The organism is uncultured Amphritea sp., assembly GCF_937127095.1.
In the GTDB taxonomy this organism is placed as follows: domain Bacteria; phylum Pseudomonadota; class Gammaproteobacteria; order Pseudomonadales; family Balneatricaceae; genus Amphritea.
This window is the reverse complement of sequence record NZ_CAKZLP010000084.1, coordinates 111305-131638: the sequence shown is the minus strand read 5'-3', so window position 1 is coordinate 131638 and position 20334 is coordinate 111305. Positions and strand designations below refer to the sequence as shown.

Annotated in this window: 20 protein-coding genes; 5 read left to right on the top strand and 15 right to left on the bottom strand. The window is 50.3% G+C overall.

All coding sequences use genetic code 11. The features are described from left to right. Nucleotides 1–562: 562 nt before the first annotated feature. The 4 genes from Q0499_RS22170 (at nt 563) to Q0499_RS22155 (ending at nt 5198) form a co-directional block, all read left to right on the top strand. Nucleotides 563–1663, top strand: a complete 1101-nt coding sequence (locus Q0499_RS22170; protein ID WP_299204697.1) for an ABC transporter ATP-binding protein — start codon at nt 563–565, stop codon at nt 1661–1663. Nucleotides 1664–1784: 121 nt separating this feature from the next. Further along, entirely contained in the window at nt 1785–2879 is a 1095-nt protein-coding gene (locus Q0499_RS22165) for an ABC transporter substrate-binding protein (RefSeq protein ID WP_299204694.1), read from the top strand. A gap of 191 nt (nt 2880–3070) precedes the next feature. Next, nucleotides 3071–4342 (top strand): ABC transporter permease, encoded by a 1272-nt coding sequence (locus tag Q0499_RS22160; RefSeq protein ID WP_299204691.1) that lies wholly within the window; start codon nt 3071–3073, stop codon nt 4340–4342. 4 nt (nt 4343–4346) lie between these two features. Continuing rightward, entirely contained in the window at nt 4347–5198 is an 852-nt protein-coding gene (locus Q0499_RS22155) for an ABC transporter permease (protein ID WP_299204688.1), read from the top strand. Between the two features lie 90 nt (nt 5199–5288). Here the strand turns inward: Q0499_RS22155 and Q0499_RS22150 are convergent, their stop codons facing one another. Both Q0499_RS22150 and Q0499_RS22145 read right to left on the bottom strand, forming a co-directional pair. Further along, entirely contained in the window at nt 5289–5969 is a 681-nt protein-coding gene (locus Q0499_RS22150) for a type 1 glutamine amidotransferase domain-containing protein (protein WP_299204685.1), read from the bottom strand. Between the two features lie 105 nt (nt 5970–6074). Beyond that, nucleotides 6075–7085 carry an NADP-dependent oxidoreductase gene (locus Q0499_RS22145; protein WP_299204683.1) on the bottom strand — a complete coding sequence of 337 codons (1011 nt, stop codon included), beginning with the start codon at nt 7083–7085 and terminating at the stop codon, nt 6075–6077. Nucleotides 7086–7192: 107 nt separating this feature from the next. Here Q0499_RS22145 and Q0499_RS22140 point away from each other — a divergent pair, with 107 nt between their 5' ends. Beyond that, a complete protein-coding gene (locus Q0499_RS22140; protein WP_299204680.1) occupies nt 7193–8131 on the top strand; it encodes a LysR family transcriptional regulator in 939 nt (312 codons plus the stop codon). Between the two features lie 176 nt (nt 8132–8307). On the opposite strand, the gene Q0499_RS22135 is transcribed toward Q0499_RS22140, so the two are convergent. The 13 genes from Q0499_RS22135 to urtB all read right to left on the bottom strand — a co-directional run bounded on the left by Q0499_RS22135 (nt 8308) and on the right by urtB (nt 20327). Then, on the bottom strand, nt 8308–9873 hold the full coding sequence (locus Q0499_RS22135; RefSeq protein ID WP_299204677.1) for a GSCFA domain-containing protein: 1566 nt from the start codon (nt 9871–9873) through the stop codon (nt 8308–8310). Between the two features lie 286 nt (nt 9874–10159). After that, complete coding sequence (locus tag Q0499_RS22130; RefSeq protein ID WP_299204674.1) at nt 10160–10750, bottom strand: HupE/UreJ family protein; 591 nt, start codon at nt 10748–10750, stop codon at nt 10160–10162. A gap of 28 nt (nt 10751–10778) precedes the next feature. Next, a complete protein-coding gene (gene ureG / locus Q0499_RS22125; protein WP_299204671.1) occupies nt 10779–11441 on the bottom strand; it encodes an urease accessory protein UreG in 663 nt (220 codons plus the stop codon). A 38-nt stretch (nt 11442–11479) separates the two neighbouring features. Then, nucleotides 11480–12160, bottom strand: a complete 681-nt coding sequence (locus Q0499_RS22120) for an urease accessory UreF family protein (protein WP_299204668.1) — start codon at nt 12158–12160, stop codon at nt 11480–11482. Next, a complete protein-coding gene (gene ureE, locus Q0499_RS22115) occupies nt 12138–12584 on the bottom strand; it encodes an urease accessory protein UreE (protein WP_299204665.1) in 447 nt (148 codons plus the stop codon). Before ureE ends, Q0499_RS22120 begins: the two co-directional genes overlap by 23 nt. Before the next feature lie 54 nt (nt 12585–12638). Continuing rightward, entirely contained in the window at nt 12639–14345 is a 1707-nt protein-coding gene (gene ureC, locus Q0499_RS22110; RefSeq protein ID WP_299204662.1) for an urease subunit alpha, read from the bottom strand. Next, nucleotides 14342–14668 (bottom strand): urease subunit beta, encoded by a 327-nt coding sequence (locus Q0499_RS22105; protein WP_299204659.1) that lies wholly within the window; start codon nt 14666–14668, stop codon nt 14342–14344. The genes ureC and Q0499_RS22105 overlap by 4 nt, the downstream gene beginning before the upstream one ends. Before the next feature lie 12 nt (nt 14669–14680). Beyond that, nucleotides 14681–14983 (bottom strand): urease subunit gamma, encoded by a 303-nt coding sequence (locus Q0499_RS22100; protein WP_299204656.1) that lies wholly within the window; start codon nt 14981–14983, stop codon nt 14681–14683. A gap of 67 nt (nt 14984–15050) precedes the next feature. Then, nucleotides 15051–16025: an urease accessory protein UreD gene (locus tag Q0499_RS22095; protein ID WP_299204653.1), complete on the bottom strand. Its 975-nt coding sequence runs from the start codon at nt 16023–16025 to the stop codon at nt 15051–15053. A 3-nt stretch (nt 16026–16028) separates the two neighbouring features. Further along, entirely contained in the window at nt 16029–16724 is a 696-nt protein-coding gene (urtE, locus tag Q0499_RS22090; RefSeq protein WP_299204650.1) for an urea ABC transporter ATP-binding subunit UrtE, read from the bottom strand. After that, entirely contained in the window at nt 16721–17554 is an 834-nt protein-coding gene (gene urtD, locus Q0499_RS22085) for an urea ABC transporter ATP-binding protein UrtD (protein WP_299204647.1), read from the bottom strand. The genes urtE and urtD overlap by 4 nt, the downstream gene beginning before the upstream one ends. Then, nucleotides 17551–18723, bottom strand: coding sequence for an urea ABC transporter permease subunit UrtC (gene urtC / locus Q0499_RS22080; RefSeq protein WP_299204644.1), 1173 nt, complete (start codon nt 18721–18723; stop codon nt 17551–17553). Before urtC ends, urtD begins: the two co-directional genes overlap by 4 nt. Further along, nucleotides 18720–20327: an urea ABC transporter permease subunit UrtB gene (gene urtB / locus Q0499_RS22075; RefSeq protein WP_299204641.1), complete on the bottom strand. Its 1608-nt coding sequence runs from the start codon at nt 20325–20327 to the stop codon at nt 18720–18722. The genes urtC and urtB overlap by 4 nt, the downstream gene beginning before the upstream one ends. Nucleotides 20328–20334: the final 7 nt, after the last annotated feature.

The following is a 20334-nucleotide window of genomic DNA, read 5'->3' as shown; positions in this document are numbered from 1 at the left end:
CTTTAAGAGTACCGGTTACAGATTGTGAGTGGATTTATCGATGACTCAGCAGAATAAACGGGGTGCGTGAATGAGTACAAATTTAATCTGTATCGTTACAAAGATTCCGAATTCTATGGCGTCAGCATAAAACAACCCATAAGCAGCGACTCTACGAATGGATGATAGAGCCCTCTTATTGGGCTCGGGTTGAAACAGGCTGCTCATCCGGTGAACCCAGAATGATGCAGCCCGACAAAAAACAGGTTATAAAAGACAAAAAACATTAAGTTTTCTTCACCATGTGCACCAAACAAGAGCAAATAGCAACAGTCGTTATTTTTCGAAAAAAACGCAAAGCCAAATAGTAAAATGTCGCGAATGGTCAATATTTGTAGTTAATTTAGTATTTTTTGAACACCAAAACAGAACATTTAGACTTAATTATAGGTTTTTAAAGGTTATGTTTGCACTTTAAGCTCGTAATATCGTAGTGTATTAACAGAACTGAAACAGTATCCGACTACAAATTTTAAAATTTGCGGGCAACAAAAAAATAAATTGTAGCGAGGCATAAGAACAAATGGAAAATTCAGCTTCCAGTGAGGCTTTTGTACGATTTGAGGGTGTTCAGAAAAGCTACGATGGCAAGGTTCTGGTGGTAAAAGACCTGAATATTGATGTCCCTCGTGGTGAATTTCTTACTATGCTTGGGCCATCCGGCTCCGGTAAAACCACGTCGCTGATGATGCTTGCCGGGTTTGAAACCGCAACCCACGGCAACATATATCTCGATGGCCGGTCGATCAACAACGTAGCGCCCCATAAACGCGGGATAGGGATGGTATTCCAGAACTATGCTCTGTTTCCCCATATGACCGTTGCAGAGAACCTCGCGTTTCCTCTAAAAGTCAGAAACATGGGTAAATCAGAGATAGAGACCCGGGTTAAACGCGCTCTTGATATGGTCGAACTGGGTAGCTTCGGTGACCGTCGTCCGGCACAACTGTCCGGCGGACAACAGCAGCGAGTCGCCGTAGCACGGGCTCTGGTGTTTGAACCTGACCTGATTCTGATGGATGAGCCACTGGGCGCCCTGGATAAAAACCTGCGTGAGCAGATGCAATATGAGATTAAACATATTCATGAGCGTCTCGGTGTTACCGTAGTGTATGTTACCCACGATCAATCAGAGGCACTGACAATGTCAAACCGCATAGCGGTATTCAATGATGGCATTATCCAGCAACTAGCCCCACCGACCGAACTCTACGAAAAACCGACAAACTCTTTCGTTGCCCAGTTTATTGGCGAAAACAACAAACTATCGGGCACACTGCAATCAACTCAGGATGGTATCTGCACAGTACGCCTGCCCACCGGAGAACTTGTCACCGCTCTGGATATTAATACCGACGATATTGGCAAAGAAAGTACCCTTTCTTTACGCCCTGAGCGGGTATTTCTCGACCCGGTTGAAGGACAGTGTGACAACGTTTTCACCGGTAAAGTTGAGGAAGTTATCTACCTGGGTGACCACAAACGGGTACGCATGAATGTCTGCGGCCACGATGAGTTCATTGTTAAGGTACCTAACTCAACCGATAACAAAGGACTGCAAGTTGGCGGAACGGCCCCAATAGGCTGGTCTTCCAAAGACTGCAGGGCTCTGGACCCAATCTGATCCAGCCCGGATTAGCATATGTTAGAAAAAGAATAACAACGTCCATCACAATGAGATGGACATATAAACAGCGTCTTCAAGAGGAAGTCGCCATGACATCAAGCCCGAGAGGAAAGATCAAATGAAGAAATTTTCCAAACTATCATCTGTCCTGGCACTGGGTGCTGCGGCCTGCATGAGCTCTGCAATAGCAGCAGAGTCGCTGACCGTTGTATCCTGGGGTGGAGCCTATACTAAATCTCAGCGCGAAGCTTACAGTAATCCGTTTACCGCTAAAACCGGTATCGAAATTGTTGACTCTGACAAGTCAGGTAATGGTCTGGCAGGTCTTCGGGCACAGGTTGAAGCAGGCAACGTAACCTGGGATGTTCTCGATATTCTGGAAGGCGACGCAATTCTGGCGTGTGATGAAGGTATTGCTCAGCAACTTGATTATGAAAAAGATCTGAACCCGGGTGCTGACGGCACACCAGTGATGGAAGACTTCGTTGAGGGTTCACTGTCCGGCTGCTATGTGCCAACCATTGTTTATGCCACCCTGTTCTCGTTCAACAACAACGCCTTCCCTGGCGAGAAGCCCAGCACCATTGCTGACGTATTCGATATCAAAAAATTCCCGGGCAAACGTGCTCTGGAGAAAAAGCCCGATGCTAACCTTGAATGGGCTCTCGCCGCTGACGGCGTACCATACGACAAAGTCTACGAAGTTCTGGCAACACCAGAAGGTGTAGAGCGTGCATTCGCTAAACTGAATACAATCAAAGACTCTATCATCTGGTGGGATGCCGGTGCTCAGCCTCCTCAGCTACTGGCTGATGGCGAAGTTGCCATTGCCTCTGCTTACAACGGCCGAATCTTTAACGCTCAGGTTGTCGAAAACCAGCCGTTTACCATCATCTGGGACGGTCAGGTTTATGAGCTTGATGGTTACATCATTCCTAAAGGCGCACCTAATAAGCAGGCAGCAATGGATTACCTGCGCTTTGCCACTGACACACAACGTCTGGCAGATCAAACCAAATATATCTCCTATGGCCCTGCACGTAAGTCTTCTGCACCGCTGGTATCCACTCACCTGGAGACAGGTGTAGAGATGGCGCCGCACATGCCTACTAACCCAGAAAACTTCAAAACTCCGATTAAGAAAAATGCGGAGTTCTGGGCTGATAACGGCGATGAGCTGCGTCAGCGTTTCAACGCATGGCTTGTACAATAAAAAAATGTGAAACGGGGGGCTAAACAGCCCTCCCTTTTATTATGATTGATGACTGGTTCTGTTCAGGGCTAGAGGGTTAACCCTGAACAGAGCCGGATTATGGTTTGAGTTTGGATGATGGCTCATACCACTGGCGGAGATAGTATCAGACCGCTATTTTATTCATCTTCAGAAAAGGGTTTGTATTCCTCATGATGGCAAATACTGTCGAGGCCAAAGGCCAATTAACCCCGGACGAGCAGAAACGCTTAACCGCCGATATGCACCGCTCACTGCGGCGCAAAAAAATCCGGGCATTACTTCTGGTAGCGCCACTCCTTATCTTTATTCTGGTCACCTTTGTTTCGCCAATTGCTACGATGCTGTTCCGTTCGATTGATAACCCGCAAGTATCCGAGTATATGCCGAATACTACGGCGGCCTTAGCCCGCTGGGATGCGGATAGTAACGAACTGCCAGACGAGGCAACCTATGCGGCACTGGTAACGGATCTGAAAGTAGGCCGTGAAAACCATACCATTGGTAAAGCCGCAACCCGGCTTAACTATGAAAAAAGCCAGATGCGCAGCCTGTTAACGGGTACCGCACGAAAGGCAGGCAGACTTGAGCCACCTTTTAAAGAACAACTGATTAAAATCAATGATGGCTGGGGCGACATTGATAACTGGCGAGTCATTAAACGGGAGTCCAGCCCCTATACTGCGTCCTACTACATCGCCGCATTTGATATGGAAACAACCCCTGCTGGTGAAATCAGAATGCTGCCGGAGCAGCAACGGGTTTATCTGCAGATGCTCTGGCGTACCGTATGGATGTCTTTGTTAATCACCGCACTGACACTGTTACTGGGTTACCCGGTTTCCTATCTGTTGGCTTCACTGCCGATGGGCATAGCCAACACCCTGATGATTCTGGTGTTACTGCCCTTCTGGACATCATTATTGGTACGAACTTCATCATGGATCGCCATGCTGCAGGGCCAGGGCGTTATCAACGACATACTCGTGTGGTTCGGTCTGGTCAGTGATGATAACCGCCTGAGCATGATTTATAACGCCACAGGTACGGTGATCACTATGACCCACATCCTGCTGCCATTTATGATTCTGCCACTCTATTCAGTAATGAAAACCATACCGCCAAGCTATATGCGCGCGGCACGTTCGCTGGGTGCAACCCCGTTCACCGCATTCGTTAAGGTTTATCTGCCACAGTCAGTACCCGGCATATCCGCCGGCGCAATTCTGGTCTTTATCCTGGCTATTGGCTATTACATCACCCCGGCACTGGTCGGTGGTCAAACCGGTCAATTTATCGGCAACATGATTGCTTATCATATGCAGAGTTCGCTTAACTGGGGTCTTGCCGCAGCGTTAGGCGTTGTACTTCTGGCACTTGTGTTAGGTATCTATGCTCTTTACAGCCGTCTTTTAGGCAGTAACAATCAGATGAGTTTGAGGTAATACTATGGCGCTTCCATCCTATGCAGGCCCTCTGGAAACATTCTGGTACTACGCTTTTCGTGTTTTTTGCGGCATGGTATTTATTTTCCTGATATCACCCCTGCTCATTATTATTCCATTATCGTTCAATGTTGAACCCTATTTCAGCTTTACCGAAGGTATGCTGGCATTAGACCCGGATGCCTATTCGCTACGCTGGTATCAGGAGTTCTTTGGCAGCGAACGCTGGATGAATGCAATCCAAAACACCTTTATTGTCGCTGTTTGCTCAACCATTTTATCGATGATTCTGGGTACCCTTGCGGCTCTCGGTCTGAGCCGTTCAGAGCTACCGTTCAAAGGTATGATCATGGGATTCCTGATCTCGCCGATGATTGTGCCACTGATCATATCGGCTGCCGGAATGTTCTTCTTCTATTCCTCGATGGGAATATCACAGAGCTATCTGGGGCTGATTCTGGCACACACCGCACTGGGTACACCGTTTGTGGTTATCACCGTTACCGCAACCCTCAGTGGATTTGACTACAACTTAGTCAGGGCCGCTGCCAGCCTCGGTGCCACTCCGACCTATGCTTTCTTCAAAATCACGGTGCCCTTGATTTTAACCGGCGTTATTTCCGGTGGTCTGTTCGCCCTGATGACATCGGTCGATGAGGTGGTCGTCGCTATCTTTATTGCTGGTGCAGAGCAACGCACAGTGCCAATGCAGATGTGGGCGGGTATTCGTGAGCAGATCAGCCCGACTATATTGGCGGTGGCGACACTGCTGGTGTGTATGTCGATACTGTTACTCAGTACAGTGGAATATCTGCGCCGCAGATCTGAAACCATTCGGGGTATCACCCCGCACTGAAGCCTAACGGCGTTAAACAAAACCGGGAGCAAACGCTCCCGGTTTTTTTATTTACAATGCTGTTAACTACCCGGTTAGCAGTTCTGCTATCTACTTGCTCAACCGGGCCAGCACAGCCTTCGCCACTAGCGATGAGGACGCGGGATTCTGTCCAGTAATCAACAGGCCATCCTCAACCAGATATGGCGCCCAGTCAGACCCCTGACTGTATAGACCACCCCGTTTTTTCAGTTCATCTTCCAACAGGAAGGGAACAACGTCCGTCAGGCCCACTGCCGCCTCTTCTGTATTAGTAAAACCGGTCACATTGCGGTTTTTAACCAGCGGCTCTCCCTGAGCATTTTTCGCATTTATTAATACACTGGGCGCATGACATACGGCCGATACCACTTTATCCTGACGGGAAAACGCTTCAATCAGATCAATGGATTTCTGATCATTGGTCAGATCCCACATCGGTCCGTGTCCACCCGGATAGAAGATCGCATCAAACTCATCGGCAGATACCTCATCCAGTTTAAGGGTACTGGCCAGTTTGTGTTGCAGCGCTGCATCCTGATCAAAACGACGGGTGTCATCGGTTTGAAAGTCTTCAAGCGCACTTTTCGGATCGATCGGCGGCTGTCCTCCGGCGGGCGATGCTAAAGTAATATTCGCTCCGGCATCGGCAAACACATAGTAAGGTGCTACAAACTCCTCAATCCAGAAGCCGGTTTTTTCACCAGTTTCACCCAGCGCATCGTGGGAGGTCAGTACAAACAAAATATTCATTTTAATTTCCTAATAATTTTCTTAATGGGTCTGGCGAAGGGAGGTCACCTGAACAGTTTATCAAGAACTGATCGCCCTCCTCCGGCTCTGAAAATGGGTGACTCATCAGGCAAGCTTAACCAGCATCTTGCCCAGGTTTTTTCCGTTAAACAGTCCGATAAACGCATCAGGGGTCTGCTCGATGCCGGTAAGAACAGTCTCTTTCCAGCTGATCTGCCCTGCGGCAATCCACTGCAGCATCTGCTCAACATAGGCGGGATAACCGTCCCAGTGGTCAAATACAATAAAACCCTGAATTTTCAGTTTCTTTCTAATAATCTGAGAGAGGTTCGCAGGCCCCGGCTGGGGTGATGTCGCATTGTATTGATCGATCATCCCGCATACAGCGACCCGGCCATGATCATTCATAAGGTTTAGTACAGCTTCCAGGTGATCACCACCGACGTTCTCAAAATAAACGTCGATCCCCTCGGGGCAGGCCTCGGCAATACTGCTTTGCAGATCCGTTGTGGTTTTATAATTGACCACCGCATCAACACCCAGCTCATCAAGCAGATAACGGGCTTTCTCATCTGAGCCTACGCTACCCGCCACATAGCAGCCCTTCAGTTTAGCAATCTGACACACCACCGCGCCGACAGCACCGGAAGCGGCTGACACAAATACCCGGTCGCCCTGTTTAAGTTCGGCAATTTTCAGGAGACCCGTATAAGCCGTCATACCAGTCATCCCCAACACACTCAGATATGCCTGATCGGCAATCTTAGTTTGCGGTAGCAGCTGCAGATCGTTACCCGCAGAGGTGAAATATTCACGCCAGCCATTCATGCTGGAAACCTTACTACCAACAGCAAATTGCGGATGACGGGATTCAACCACCTCCCCTACAGCTCCTCCACTGAGCGCCTCATTAAGGGCAAATGGCTCGATATAACTGGCACGTTCAACCATCCTTCCACGCATATAGGGATCAACGGAGAGCCACAAATTTTTAACTAAGACTTCACCCTCGTTCAATACCGCAACAGGTTTGCTCACCAGATTGAAGTCCGCATTGACCGGCATACCCTGCGGGCGATTCACCAGATGAATTTCGCGATTTGATTCAATATACATTAAGCACCTTACATTTTCGTTGTCTGAGAATGGTGAGTAGTCTATGCTTCAAGACAATATGCATCCAATGCATAGCTTGTATAATCAACATAATCAAAAATCATATTATGAATATCAGCAATCTCTCCAGTACCGATCTCAATCTGCTGCCCGTGTTTCAGGTGCTGCTTGAAGAACGCAATGTCACCCGGGCGGCGGGACGGTTAAACCTGACGCAACCGGCCATCAGTCGCAACCTGACACGCCTGAGAGAGCTTTTTAATGATCCCCTGTTCACCCGCACCCCAAAAGGATTAGCTCCCACCCCTCGCGCTGAAGCGCTGGCACTGCAGTTGCAGCAATCACTGCAGGACCTGAGTCAACTGATCTCCCCTGCCACCTTCATTCCGGCAGCGGCAACGCAAAATTTCAGACTGGCGACGACGGATTACGGTACCCAGGTATTACTGCCTCCGGTTCTGAAACGGATGCGCACTGAAGCGCCAGGCGTCAATCTGGAGATCGTCCCCTGGCATGAAAATTTGGTGCAACAACTGGATCATGAGGGTATCGACCTGGCAACCTGTACTGTTGCCGACGCACCAGCCGCCATCCATGGTCGCGGAGTGGGCAGTGACCGGTTTATCTGTGTCGTCAGAGATGGCCACCCGCTGACGGAACAGGGCTTAAGTCTGGAAAGTTATGCAACCTACCCTCACGCACTGATCACCATGGGTGGAGCCCGCAAAGGCGCTATCGATTATCTGTTGGAAGAACGGGGGCTGAGCCGACGGATCGCATTAAGGGTACCGCATTTTGTCGCTGCCCTGGCGATGATTTCGCAAACGGATCTGATACTGACAGTCCCCTACGGCTTAGCGGTCAGTTTTGCCGAACAATATAAATTGGCCATGCTGCCCTTCCCCATGGAACAGAAAGGCTTTACCTATTCCATCATCTGGCATGAACGGCATATGAAGGACCCTGGCCATATCTGGTTGCGACAACTGGTATTTGAAGAGCTGACCAAAACGCTCGAGGAGCTGAATGTGGGATTCAGGGTATAAGCCTCTCTAGGCTCCTGTAAAACCAGTAAAGATAAACGATATAAGCCAGGCTGCCAGGGAGTTGAGGTTCACGCATCATGGATGCCGCGATACGCATAAAGATATAAAACCACCTCTCTGAGCTGGTATAATAGCGGCCGGTTTGATAGACGGGAGATATTGAGCTACAAGCCAGATCAGGGTCGAAAATGCGGGTTAGTTGCCTCAATATAGATAGGACTACCTGCCAGATCTATATCAGTACCTTCAAAGACAATACGTATTAACTTTCCTTCTATCAGAGCCTTGTCTAGAGGAATTTTAAAGCCTGTATTAGAATGTTTTAATTTAAAATGTTCAGCAACATCAGGTCGAGAAAAGTTTGCAACTTCAGTTTTAATAACGGTTTTCCCATGCATAACACTTATCTTAACTGACTTATTTTTATTTTTATTAAAACCCCAGCCATTCAGACAATGACCATCCCATCGGTCAACATAACCAACATATGACTTTTCACTCTTCATCCTGAATAGGTATCTGGCAGAACTAATGTGCTGATAAAGGCTTAAATGTTTATAAGTTTTAAAGTAGGCCGCTAACATATAAAACAATGTTTTAAGTTTTCCACTCAAGCCTGCATGCATAACCCCCCAAAGAAAAAGTTCTTCTTTTGAAAGAGCACCATGTTTATTTCGAATAGAACTCAACAATTCCTTAGCCTCTTTAACAAAACCTCCATAGTATAAAGACTTAACTTTCAATACTTTATTTTTCCTATGAACAGCCGCAGTACTGTCTGTAAATTGCGCCATAACATGGCCGATAATGTAATCCACAAAACTGGCGTCAACATGTCGAAAGTCTTTCTCACTCCAAACTGGAGTGGGATTACTCAACGTAACGAACTCGTAACTTGGAAAATAATTAACGTTGACCTTCTCCTTAACAAGCTCTTCAACAACCACCCTCAGCACAGCTTTAGAATAGCTATTTGAAACAAAAACATCCTGTTTTCGAAATGTGTAAATAAGAGGAATTGGAGATACGGTTATCAATAGACGAAAGTCAGACTTTAAATAGCTCTCCAATAATTTATATATAGCTTTCACATAAAACGAGGTAGTTTCATAATCAAAAACATGGAGTTCAAATCGATCAGGATAAAGTTCAGTCAAACTCTTCGGTACAGCGACATTCAGATAGAGCTGTGACGCTTTATCATACCAGACTTCACTGACACCCAGTGTTAGCACAACAACATCAGCCTCCTTTATTTTAGAAAAAGAGGCATTAAAAGCATTACGAAACAACTCAGCAGATTCACGGCTATAACTTCGATCTTTGCCTGAAAGCTGATAATCCTGAACGCAATCCTCACTCAAATTCACCATAACTTTATCATGGTCATATTTTATTTCAGGATCTAAAGACCACGCCAGTTCATTGTATATTGAGGCAACATTATATTTATGAAAAACAGAATCGTCAGTTATTAAACTATCATCGGTTTCTGACAACTCATGAAAAATTGATAACACGTTGTAATCAAGACGGTGCAGCGCCTGACTTATTTCATTGGCAAAGCAAGAGCCGATACAAAAGATCTTTTCATCAGCCCCGATTTTAAAGCTCGGCTCAGCAACTGGAGTGGCAATCGGGTATAACCGCTCCGGGTTATGCCTGAGGGGCCAGCGCCGGGTCTTGTTTTTAAGATTTTCTTTTGCCCACGCCTCTTCACTGGAAATAATTTCGATTGCCATTGTTTACCCAAGCTTATAAAGACTGTACAAAAAGAATGATACATAAATGAATTAGTGTAGCCGCAGGGATACTATCAGGTCTAAAGTAACATTTCTTCTTAGATTCAATCGTTATCATTAAATTTTAGCTAGCTACTGTACAAACGTAAAAACGCCACCCTGCAGGACTGAGAGCTAAAGGACAGAGAAGCGATATTTCCGGAAAGCTCAGATTAGACAAAAAATCGAAAAACAAAGAATCAACCTCCCCATCACAGAAGGCAATGGGGAGAGTAGTACTTACTATCTAAACCGCCGCCAACACGCCAAAAGCAGCAACTGCAACGCCTGCGATACGGGAGACCATGCCCATGCTGTAGCTATCAGCCAGTTGGCCCAGACGGGTACCGGCTATCAGCAGTGCGGAGGTGGTGATGAGGAAACCGGCAATGTAGGCGAGCGGATGAACGGCCAGTGGCAGTTCAGCGCCATGAGCCAGACCGTGGAACAGGGCAAAACCTGAAGCTACTGCGATTCCGGCAAGCAGCGAAAAACGCACCGCCAGCGCCAAAAGCACGCCAGCAGCGATCACGGAAACCACAATACCTTGTTCGACAAACGGGACGCTCAGCCCGGTCATCGCCAGCAGAGTGCCAGCAACCATCGCCAGCAAAAATGCAGCGGGAACGGCAATACGGGTGCGGCTGGAGATGTCACGCGTCTGGCCGACAGCCATAAGACCCACGGCCAGCATCACCAGCAGATGATCGGCACCCGACAGTGGATGCAGAATACCCTGAACAAAACCGGCCACTTCATGACCGGTGTGCGCCATGGCTGACAACGGTGCCATTGCACCTGCCAGCGCCAGCAGACGTAACTGATTGCGTTTATTCATTGTGTGCTCCTTACTATCCTATTAAATTTCAGACAACGGCCTTAACGGGTGGCAGTTGCTTCGACTCAAGCATCCCTTCGGATACAATAAAATCAATAATCTGTTGCAAACCCTCCGCTTTCTTCAAATTTGAAAAGACAAAGGGGCGGTCACCGCGCATCCGTTTTGCATCCACATCCATCACTTCCAGGGATGCGCCTACTAAAGGTGCCAGATCGGTCTTATTGATGATCAGCAGATCGGAACGGGTAATACCCGGGCCACCTTTACGGGGAATCTTATCACCCGCTGAAACATCGATCACATAGAGGGTCAGATCTGACAACTCCGGGCTAAAGGTTGCACTGAGGTTATCACCACCGCTTTCGACAAACACCACATCCAGCGCACCATGACGGGCGATCAGCTGATCAATCGCCGCAAGATTCATCGACGCATCTTCACGAATCGCCGTATGCGGACAACCGCCGGTCTCGACACCGATAATACGGTCAGCATCCAGCGCTTCATGTTGCGTCAGAAACTTAGCGTCTTCCTGGGTATAGATATCGTTGGTGACGACGGCAATATCGTAATGTTCACGCATCGCTGAACAGAGTGAGCGTAGCAGCGCTGTTTTACCCGATCCGACCGGACCGCCTACGCCGATGCGCAGTGTTTGTTTTGGTTTACCTGGCTGTTGTGTGCTCAACCTAACTCTCCTGAAGGTTACCGTTCGTCCTGATCAGGTCAGGAACGGAATAATCTTGAATACTGTGTTTCATGGCCCGCACTGGCGATTGCCAGCCCCTGCAGACCATTACCAATCTCATCTTCTGCAACCTGTTTTGCCCGACTGATCGCCAAGGGTAACAACGGTTGCAGCTCGCCCAGCAACTGCTGAGCCTGGGTCTGGCCCAGAGGGACCAGTTTAGTCGCGGCAGCAACCTGATTTTCCAGCCATGACCAGAGAAACCCCAGCGCGGTGGTCGGATAATCGATCTGCCAGTTTTGCGCGGCGATACCAAACAGCACCACAAAGCTTAACTCAGCGGATGTTGGCAACGGCTGGGACAGATTAAGACTGACCAGCAAGCGGTTCATCGCCTCCCCCATCGCGCTGTCTGTGAGTCGCAGCTCACGGGTTTCACGGCAGGCCAGCGCCAGATCATTGCACTGTTGCAGCTGAATCTGATTTTGTTCAGCGGCAGCTGTCATTGCCAGTCGTAGCAATGGCAGATCGGTCTGGGCGACCGAATAGAGCAGCTGCTGCTCCAGCCACTCAGACACCTGCGGTGCGTTTCTGATCCAGCCACTCTCAATGGCAAACTCCAACCCCTGAGAGAAGGCATAGCCACCCACCGGCAGACTGACACTGCTCAGCTGCATCAGCCTTAACAGTGCGGTATCAGTGGTGGTGATGGCCGCCATTACTGTAGGCTCCTGATTCCGGTACAAATACGTCTTCCAAATGGGTGAGGCTCAGGCCTAACAGTTCCAGCATCTCCTCCAGTACATGATCCGGCTGCATCCTTAACCAGCGCTCCCCTACCTGCAGTTTCACGTGACGGTTGCCCAGGTGATAACAGGCCCGGGCAAAGGTCTGCCAGTCATCACACTCTGCGTGTGTGACCGCTTCCACCGCACCTTCAACCTTTATAAATTTACCACAACTGGTTTTCAGATATTCACCGACCAGCAACGGCTTGCCCCGCTCCAGAAACAGGCGAACCTCTTCGCCATTCTCCCCGGTCAGTTTCAACCGGCCTCGATCTCTCTGTTCCTGACTCAGCACCACGGTGGTATACACCGTTTCGTGGCAGTGATCGCCTAAGCGCTCATAAACTTCCAGCATCTCTTTTCCTTAAAAAACAGGCTTTAAAAAAGCACGCTTTAAAAACAGCTTCACTTAAAACAAGTTGTACAGTTGAGCCAGTGGCAATACGTCCGCCGGTTCACAGGTTAACAACTCACCATCGGCCCGCACCTCATAGGTCTGCGGATCTACAGTAATATTCGGCATCCAGTCGTTGTGCACCATATCCTTCTTACCGATAGTGCGGGTATTAGCACAGGCGACCAGACGACGGTTCAGCCCCAGTTGCCCACCGATATCTTTTTCCAGCGCCGCAGCCGACACAAAGGTTACTGAGGTCTTCGCGGGTGCCTGACCAAAGGAGCCAAACATCGGCCGGTAATGCACCGGCTGTGGGGTTGGAATGGAGGCATTCGGATCACCCATTGGCGCCGCTGCGATCATGCCGCCTTTAATAATCAGTAAAGGCTTAACACCGAAAAATGCCGGTTTCCACAATACCAGATCCGCCAGTTTACCCGGTTCAATCGAGCCTACCTCATGAGAGATCCCGTGGGCAATCGCCGGATTAATGGTGTACTTGGCAATATAACGACGGGCACGAAAGTTATCACAGCCCAGGGTTTCATCTTCCGGCAGCAAACCAAACTGCGTTTTCATCTTATGCGCAGTCTGCCAGGTACGGGTGACGACTTCACCGACACGCCCCATCGCCTGGGAGTCAGACGAGATCATGCTGAAGGCACCGCGGTCATGGAAGATATCTTCCGCGGCGATAGTCTCTTTACGGATTCGGGAATCAGCAAAGGCCACGTCCTCAGGGATATTGCTGTCCAGATGGTGACATACCATCAACATATCCAGATGCTCATCCACCGTATTACGGGTATAGGGGCGGGTCGGATTCGTCGACGATGGCAACACATTGGGATAGGCACAGGCACGGATAATATCCGGCGCGTGGCCGCCACCGGCACCCTCGGTGTGGTAGGTATGAATCACCCGGTCTTTAAACGCTGCCAGGGTATCATCGACAAAGCCAGACTCGTTCAGGGTGTCGGTATGAATCGCCACCTGCACATCATATTTATCGGCTACAGAGAGACAGTTGTCGATTGACGCCGGCGTAGTGCCCCAGTCCTCATGCAGTTTCAGACCACAGGCACCGGCCTCCAGCTGATCTTCCAGTGGCTTCGGCAAACTGCCGTTACCCTTACCCAGAAAGCCAAAGTTCATCGCCATCGCATCGGTCGACTGTAACATCTTACCGATATACCACGGCCCCGGTGTACAGGTGGTTGCGTTAGTTCCGGTTGCAGGTCCGGTACCGCCACCGATCATGGTGGTCACCCCGGACATCAGCGCTTCTTCAATTTGTTGTGGACAGATGAAATGGATATGGGCATCAATACCACCCGCTGTAAGAATACTGCCCTCTCCGGCGATCACTTCGGTACCCGGGCCAATAATGATATCGACGTTGTCCTGGGTGTCCGGGTTACCCGCTTTACCGACTTTAAAAATACGGCCTTCACGGATACCGACGTCACCTTTAACGATACCCCAGTGATCCAGCACCAGCGCATTGGTGATCACCAGATCAACACAGACGTCGTTACCGCACTGACTCTGGCCCTGACCGTCACGGATTACCTTGCCTCCACCAAACTTCACCTCGTCACCGTAGGTGGTGAAATCTTTCTCTACCTCAATCCACAATTCAGTATCACCCAGGCGCACCCGGTCACCGGTGGTCGGGCCAAACATCTGTGCATAGGCGGTACGATCCATCTTAGTCATACTGCATCCTCCCCACTATCCAAGCTGCCCATTACATCGCCCCGAAAACCATAGACGGTGCGGCTGCCGGCATATTCAACCAGTTCAACTTCACGCCCCTGGCCCGGCTCAAAACGCACCGCCGTGCCGGAAATAATATTCAGACGGAAGCCCCGCGCGAGTTCACGATCAAACTCAAGCGCCGGGTTCACCTCATAGAAATGGTAGTGAGAGCCGATTTGCACCGGTCGATCACCTCGATTTTCCACCCGCAGGGAGATCGTTTTGCGTCCCTCGTTCAACTCAATGGTGCCTTTTGCGGCCTGTATCTCTCCAGGAATCATCGTCTTCTCCTCTCAGCAGATCGGGTTATGTACGGTGACCAGTTTGGTCCCATCCGGGAAGGTCGCTTCCACCTGCACTTCATGGATCAGTTCTATCACCCCGTCCATCACCTGATCGGCACTCAGCAGGGTTTTACCATAGCCCATCAGCTCGGCAACCGTTTTACCATCCCGTGCACCCTCCATGATCTCCATGGTCAGGAAGGCCATCGCTTCCGGATAGTTCAGTTTCAAACCCCGGTTAAGGCGACGTTCGGCCAGCAGGGCCGCAGTAAACACCAGTAATTTATCTTTCTCTCTTGGCAGCAGTTCCATCATCTATTCCTTTAACTTATCTCGTTCGTGGCGCTCACAGGATGAACGCTGGCAGAATTCACAGTAATCAGGTCGCCCAAATACGCGGCTCGCATGCCTCACGCCCCAGTAGTTGCGGCCTAATCTCATGCCAGCAGCGAATAAACAGTTTCATTGCCTGATCGGTCCGGTTTCCCAGATAGCGAATCGTCATAAACTCACCGGTCAGGCTGACAGACGCCAGCGCGTCGCAGTCGGTTGTCAGCTGACGTAGTTGTTTTACCATCAGATCGATCGCCGGTTCAGTGGTTTGAGTATCCGCCATCGTAAACGGCCCGGCAACCATCAAACCGGTCACCGGAAGTCCGCGCAATCCGGCACTGCCCCTCAGCAACGCTCGGTTACGGTCATCGATCTGCAGCCGCTCGCGCAGCAGAATCCGCTCATCACGGTTGATCTGCAGGGTTTGTGACAGATTACCGCTGTCAAACGGCAGGTTTTGATTGGGCATTCCCAGGCTGGTGATCTCCCAGCCGATGAAGCGGGCGTCATCCGCCAGGTTCACATGGGTGTCCAGCCGGGTACAGGCGTCGGGATAGAGAATGGTTTCCATCGGTAACCACTCGACTGAGCTGCCAGCACTTAGATTGAGTGTATTGGTCTGGTGTTGCAGGCTGCGATCAGGGCGTGCCCGGTAGACACGGCCAGCGCCGGGAGTGGTTAACAACGCATGGCTGCCATCCTTACAGTCAACGGTGATTTGCAGACGGTCACCGGAAACCATGCCGCCCGGCGGATGCAGCAGATAGACCTGAGCCAGATCCGGCCCTTCGGGATAAAACGCTTTCTGCACATAGAGAGGCCCCTGGTGTTCAGCGCGTTGCAGTACAGTGCCCCGGGCTGTGCGGCCAAACTGCAGCGACAGTTCGGCGTTCCAGGCTGAGGCTTTTTTCTGCTGAAGGGATTCAGGGGCGCCTTCTTTCAGCTGAGACAACTCAGATTCAAACAACTCAGATTCAGACAGCTGAGGTTCAGACAAGGCCGGTTCAGACAAACTGATCATAGTTTACACCGCCAGATATTGGCGGATCAGATCCTCACTCAGGTTATCCATGCGGTCACTGGCAACCACCCGACCCCGTTCCATCAAACGAAACTCTTCGCCAACCCGGCGGGCAAAGCCCAACTTCTGCTCAATCAGAATCACTGTCAGTCCCTCTTCCTTATTGAGCTTCAGAATAACATCTCCAATCTGTTTGACAATATTTGGTTGGATGCCTTCGTTCGGTTCATCCAGAATCAGCACTTTTGGCTCCAGCACCAGTGCCCGGCCAATGGCCAGCTGTTGTTGCTGACCACCGGAAAGGTCGCCGCCCCGCCGTTGCAACATCTCTTTCAGCACCGGAAACAGCTCAAAAATCTTATCCGGAATCTCTTTTGCGCCATCCTTACGGATCGGCAGACCCACTTTGAGATTCTCTTCGACGGTCAGCAGCGGAAAGATATCCCGGCCCTGGGGGACATAACCGATGCCCGCAGGGGCGCGTAACTCGGCTTTTTTATTCTGCAGCGCTTCACCTTCCAGCAGAATCTCGCCGCTGCTGACCGGCAACAGCCCCATAATGCACTTTAACAGTGTGGTTTTACCCACCCCGTTGCGGCCCATAATACAGGTACAGGAGCCCGGCTTAATATCCAGGTTAAGATCCCAGAGAATCTGTGTGCCACCATAAAACTGGTTAACATTTTTAATACTGATCATGGCGCTTCTCCCAGATACACTTCAATCACATCCTGATTATTCTGGATCTCATCCATGGTGCCCTCTGCCAGCACGGAGCCCTGATGCAATACCGTCACCGTGCGGGCAATACTGCGAACAAACTCCATATCGTGCTCAACCACCACCACCGTGCGCTCGCCTGCCAGCGAGGTGAGCAGCTCGGCGGTGCGTTCGCCCTCCTGCACGGTCATCCCTGCGACCGGCTCATCCACCAACAACAGGCGGGGATTGGCCATCAGCAACATACCGATCTCCAGCCACTGTTTCTGACCATGGGACAGAGAGCCCGCCAGCATCATCCGTTCACCTTTCAGACCGATAGTCTCCAGTACATGATCGATCTGGTCATACTCAGCACTGTTAAGGGTGGCGAACAGGGTCGGCATCACCGATTTATTAGACTTCAGCGACAGTTCCAGGTTATCCATCACGGTATGGGCTTCAAACACCGTCGGTTTCTGAAACTTACGGCCAATACCCAACTGAGCGATCTCCGCCTCATCTTTCTCCAGCAGGTTCAGCGACTGACCAAAATAAACCGTACCACTATCGCACTTAGTTTTACCGGTAATCACATCCATCAACGTGGTCTTGCCAGCACCGTTAGCACCGATAAGACAGCGCAGTTCGCCATCATTGATATAGAGGTTCAGATCATTCAGTGCCTTAAAACCATCGAAGCTCAGATTCAGTCCCTCAACATAGAGCAACACCTGATGGGAGATATCCACCTTCTGATCATGGTCTTGCAGAAACGGCCAGACCTGATCCCGGCGCATTACTTCGCGGGTACTCTCGAGTATGCTCATGCGTGGCCCTCCTCTGCTTTTTCATTCGAACTGTTATTCGCACTCCGCTGCTTCGATTGAAGTTGCTGATCTTTGAGCTGAGCAACAAGCCCCATCAGACCTTTGGGCAGATACAGGGTCACCAGTACAAACATTGCACCCAGCGCAAACAGCCAGCCGTCCGGCATAATGGCGGTAAATTTAGTCTTGGCATAGTTCACCAGAATCGCGCCGATAATCGCGCCGATCAGAGTTCCGCGGCCACCCACCGCCACCCAGATGACGATCTCAATCGAGTTGATCGGTGAAAACTCGCCCGGATTGATAATACCTACCTGGGGTACATACAGCGCCCCCGCGATACCGGCAATCATGGCGGAGTAAACAAACAGCCAGACTTTATAGTTTTCCGTACGATAACCGATAAAGCGCGCCCGGCTTTCACCATCACGGATCGCCACAATCACTTTACCAAAGCGGGTTTGCATAATTTTCTTGCTCAATACCAGCAGCCCGCACAACAGTAGCGCAGTGATAATAAAGAGTGAAACCCGGGTGTTATCCGATTGCAGATCAAAGCCGATAATATCTTTAAAGTCGGTCAGACCGTTGTTGCCACCAAAACCCATCTCATTGCGGAAGAATGACAGTAGCAAAGCATAGGTCAGCGCCTGGGTCATAATCGACAGATACACCCCGGTTACCCGTGAGCGAAACGCCAGCCAGCCAAACACATAGGCCAGAATACCCGGCACCAGCAACACCATCAGCATCGCCACCCAGAACTGATCCATACCCTGCCAGAACCAGGGCAGTTCACTCCAGTTGAGGAACACCATAAAGTCGGGCAGCTCCGGGTTACCATAAACACCCCGGTCACCGATCTGACGCATCAGATACATGCCCATGGCATAGCCACCCAGGGCGAAGAATGCGCCGTGTCCCAGGCTGAGAATACCGCAGTAACCCCAGATCACATCCACCGCCAGTGCCAGCATGGCATAGCAAAGATACTTACCTAACAGGGTGATGGTATAGGTGGACACATAGAAAACAGAATCCTGTGGCATCAGCAGATTACTGGCTGAGGCCAGCGCAGTTACCGCCAGCAGCAGCACCACAAAAGGCGCAACCTTGCTCTCACCGTTAATTCTGGAAAAGCTCATAAAGTTAGTTAGAAAAGAACTCATTCTGCCGCCCTCCCTTTCTGAGGAAACAGCCCTTTAGGACGTTTCTGGATAAACAGAATGATAAACACCAACACCAGAATACTCGCCAGCACTGCACCGGTAACTGGTTCAATAAACTTGTTGGCGACACCCAGGGTAAAGGCAGCAACCAACGTACCCCAGAGGTTGCCGACGCCGCCGAACACCACCACCATAAAGGAATCAATAATGTATGCTTGGCCAAGGTTTGGCCCGACGTTGGTCAGCTGACTCAGGGCAACACCGGCGATACCGGCAATCCCCGACCCCAGGCCAAAGGTCATCGCATCCACACGGTCGGTACGGATACCCATCGCTTTCGCCATATCCCGGTTCTGCGATACCGCCCGTACATTCAGGCCCAGCGAGGTTTTCTTCAGCACGATCAACAGAATCATGAAGACCAACAACGCAAAGGCGACAATATAGAGACGGTTGAGGGTCAGACTGAGTAACGGATTAATCTCGATAGAACCACTCATCCATTCAGGCGTTGCCACCTGGCGGTTAAGGGGTGAAAACACGGTACGAACCAGTTGTTGCAAGATCAGACTGATACCAAAGGTCGCCAACAGGGTTTCCAGTGGCCGGCCATGCAGGTGACGAATCACCAGACGTTCAATCAGAATACCCGCCAAACCGGACACCATAAAGGCCAGCGGCACCGCAATCCACAGCGAGTACTCAATCATATTCGGCAGCATCAGCTGCACTACATAAGTGGTATAGGCACCCAGCATAATCATCTCGCCGTGGGCCATATTAATAACGCCCATCACCCCGAAGGTGATCGCCAGACCGATCGCCGCCAGCAGCAGCACCGAGCCTAAACTCAGGCCAAAAAACAGCTGATTGATAAAACCATACATCTCAGCCTGTTGATCAATTTTATCCAGCCCGATCTGCGCCGCTTTGCGGACACTGCGAGAAGGATCATTTTCTGCCAGCTTCGTTAGCTGGTTGCGCACTTCCGGTTCCAGACTGCCTTCAAGGTCCTTGACCGCTTGCAGCCGTTCAGTGGCATCGTCGGAATGTGCAGCGCGATAGAGTGCCAGGGCAACATCCATCACCTCCTGAACCGAGCGACTCTGCTCATTCAGGCGGGCAGTTCGAATCAGTTCAATGGTATTGGGTCCCAGATCGGAGAACAGTGAGCGAACCGCATCCGTTCTCACGGCGGAGTCAGGATGGTTCAGTTGCATCCGGGCAATTGCCTCACCCAGATAGCCCCGCAGGGTATTATTGACTTTTATTTTCTTAACCTGGTTACTGCTAAGCTCATTAAGAGCGGCACCCGTAAACAGGTCAGAATAGCGGGTGACACTTTGCTCTTTGAGAGCTGCGATAAGACGTTTGGTCTCTTTTTCGTAATAGAGATCGCCGTTCAGCATCGTCTTGAACAGAGCCATCATATCGGCCCCTTCACTTGCTTCCAGCTGCTGTAACACAGGCAGAGCCTTGCTGAGTTTCACCTCGGTCAGTTCCAGCAATAAAGGCTTCTGAGCCTCAGAGGGCGTCTCCGCCAAGACACTGGTACTGATCAGCAAACCCAGCAGGCAGGCGCAGATCGCGTTTAAATATCTCACAGGAATT

Excerpts from the sequence above, each read along its gene's own strand:
- Q0499_RS22170 (WP_299204697.1), top strand. The coding sequence starts at position 563 with ATGGAAAATTCAGCTTCCAGTGAGGCTTTTGTACGATTTGAGGGTGTT.
- Q0499_RS22165 (WP_299204694.1), top strand. The coding sequence starts at position 1,785 with ATGAAGAAATTTTCCAAACTATCATCTGTCCTGGCACTGGGTGCTGCG.
- Q0499_RS22160 (WP_299204691.1), top strand. The coding sequence starts at position 3,071 with ATGATGGCAAATACTGTCGAGGCCAAAGGCCAATTAACCCCGGACGAG.
- Q0499_RS22155 (WP_299204688.1), top strand. The coding sequence starts at position 4,347 with ATGGCGCTTCCATCCTATGCAGGCCCTCTGGAAACATTCTGGTACTAC.
- Q0499_RS22150 (WP_299204685.1), bottom strand. The coding sequence starts at position 5,969 with ATGAATATTTTGTTTGTACTGACCTCCCACGATGCGCTGGGTGAAACT.
- Q0499_RS22145 (WP_299204683.1), bottom strand. The coding sequence starts at position 7,085 with ATGTATATTGAATCAAATCGCGAAATTCATCTGGTGAATCGCCCGCAG.
- Q0499_RS22140 (WP_299204680.1), top strand. The coding sequence starts at position 7,193 with ATGAATATCAGCAATCTCTCCAGTACCGATCTCAATCTGCTGCCCGTG.
- Q0499_RS22135 (WP_299204677.1), bottom strand. The coding sequence starts at position 9,873 with ATGGCAATCGAAATTATTTCCAGTGAAGAGGCGTGGGCAAAAGAAAAT.
- Q0499_RS22130 (WP_299204674.1), bottom strand. The coding sequence starts at position 10,750 with ATGAATAAACGCAATCAGTTACGTCTGCTGGCGCTGGCAGGTGCAATG.
- Q0499_RS22120 (WP_299204668.1), bottom strand. The coding sequence starts at position 12,160 with ATGGCGGCCATCACCACCACTGATACCGCACTGTTAAGGCTGATGCAG.
- ureE (WP_299204665.1), bottom strand. The coding sequence starts at position 12,584 with ATGCTGGAAGTTTATGAGCGCTTAGGCGATCACTGCCACGAAACGGTG.
- ureC (WP_299204662.1), bottom strand. The coding sequence starts at position 14,345 with ATGACTAAGATGGATCGTACCGCCTATGCACAGATGTTTGGCCCGACC.
- Q0499_RS22105 (WP_299204659.1), bottom strand. The coding sequence starts at position 14,668 with ATGATTCCTGGAGAGATACAGGCCGCAAAAGGCACCATTGAGTTGAAC.
- Q0499_RS22100 (WP_299204656.1), bottom strand. The coding sequence starts at position 14,983 with ATGGAACTGCTGCCAAGAGAGAAAGATAAATTACTGGTGTTTACTGCG.
- Q0499_RS22095 (WP_299204653.1), bottom strand. The coding sequence starts at position 16,025 with ATGATCAGTTTGTCTGAACCGGCCTTGTCTGAACCTCAGCTGTCTGAA.
- urtE (WP_299204650.1), bottom strand. The coding sequence starts at position 16,724 with ATGATCAGTATTAAAAATGTTAACCAGTTTTATGGTGGCACACAGATT.
- urtD (WP_299204647.1), bottom strand. The coding sequence starts at position 17,554 with ATGAGCATACTCGAGAGTACCCGCGAAGTAATGCGCCGGGATCAGGTC.
- urtC (WP_299204644.1), bottom strand. The coding sequence starts at position 18,723 with ATGAGTTCTTTTCTAACTAACTTTATGAGCTTTTCCAGAATTAACGGT.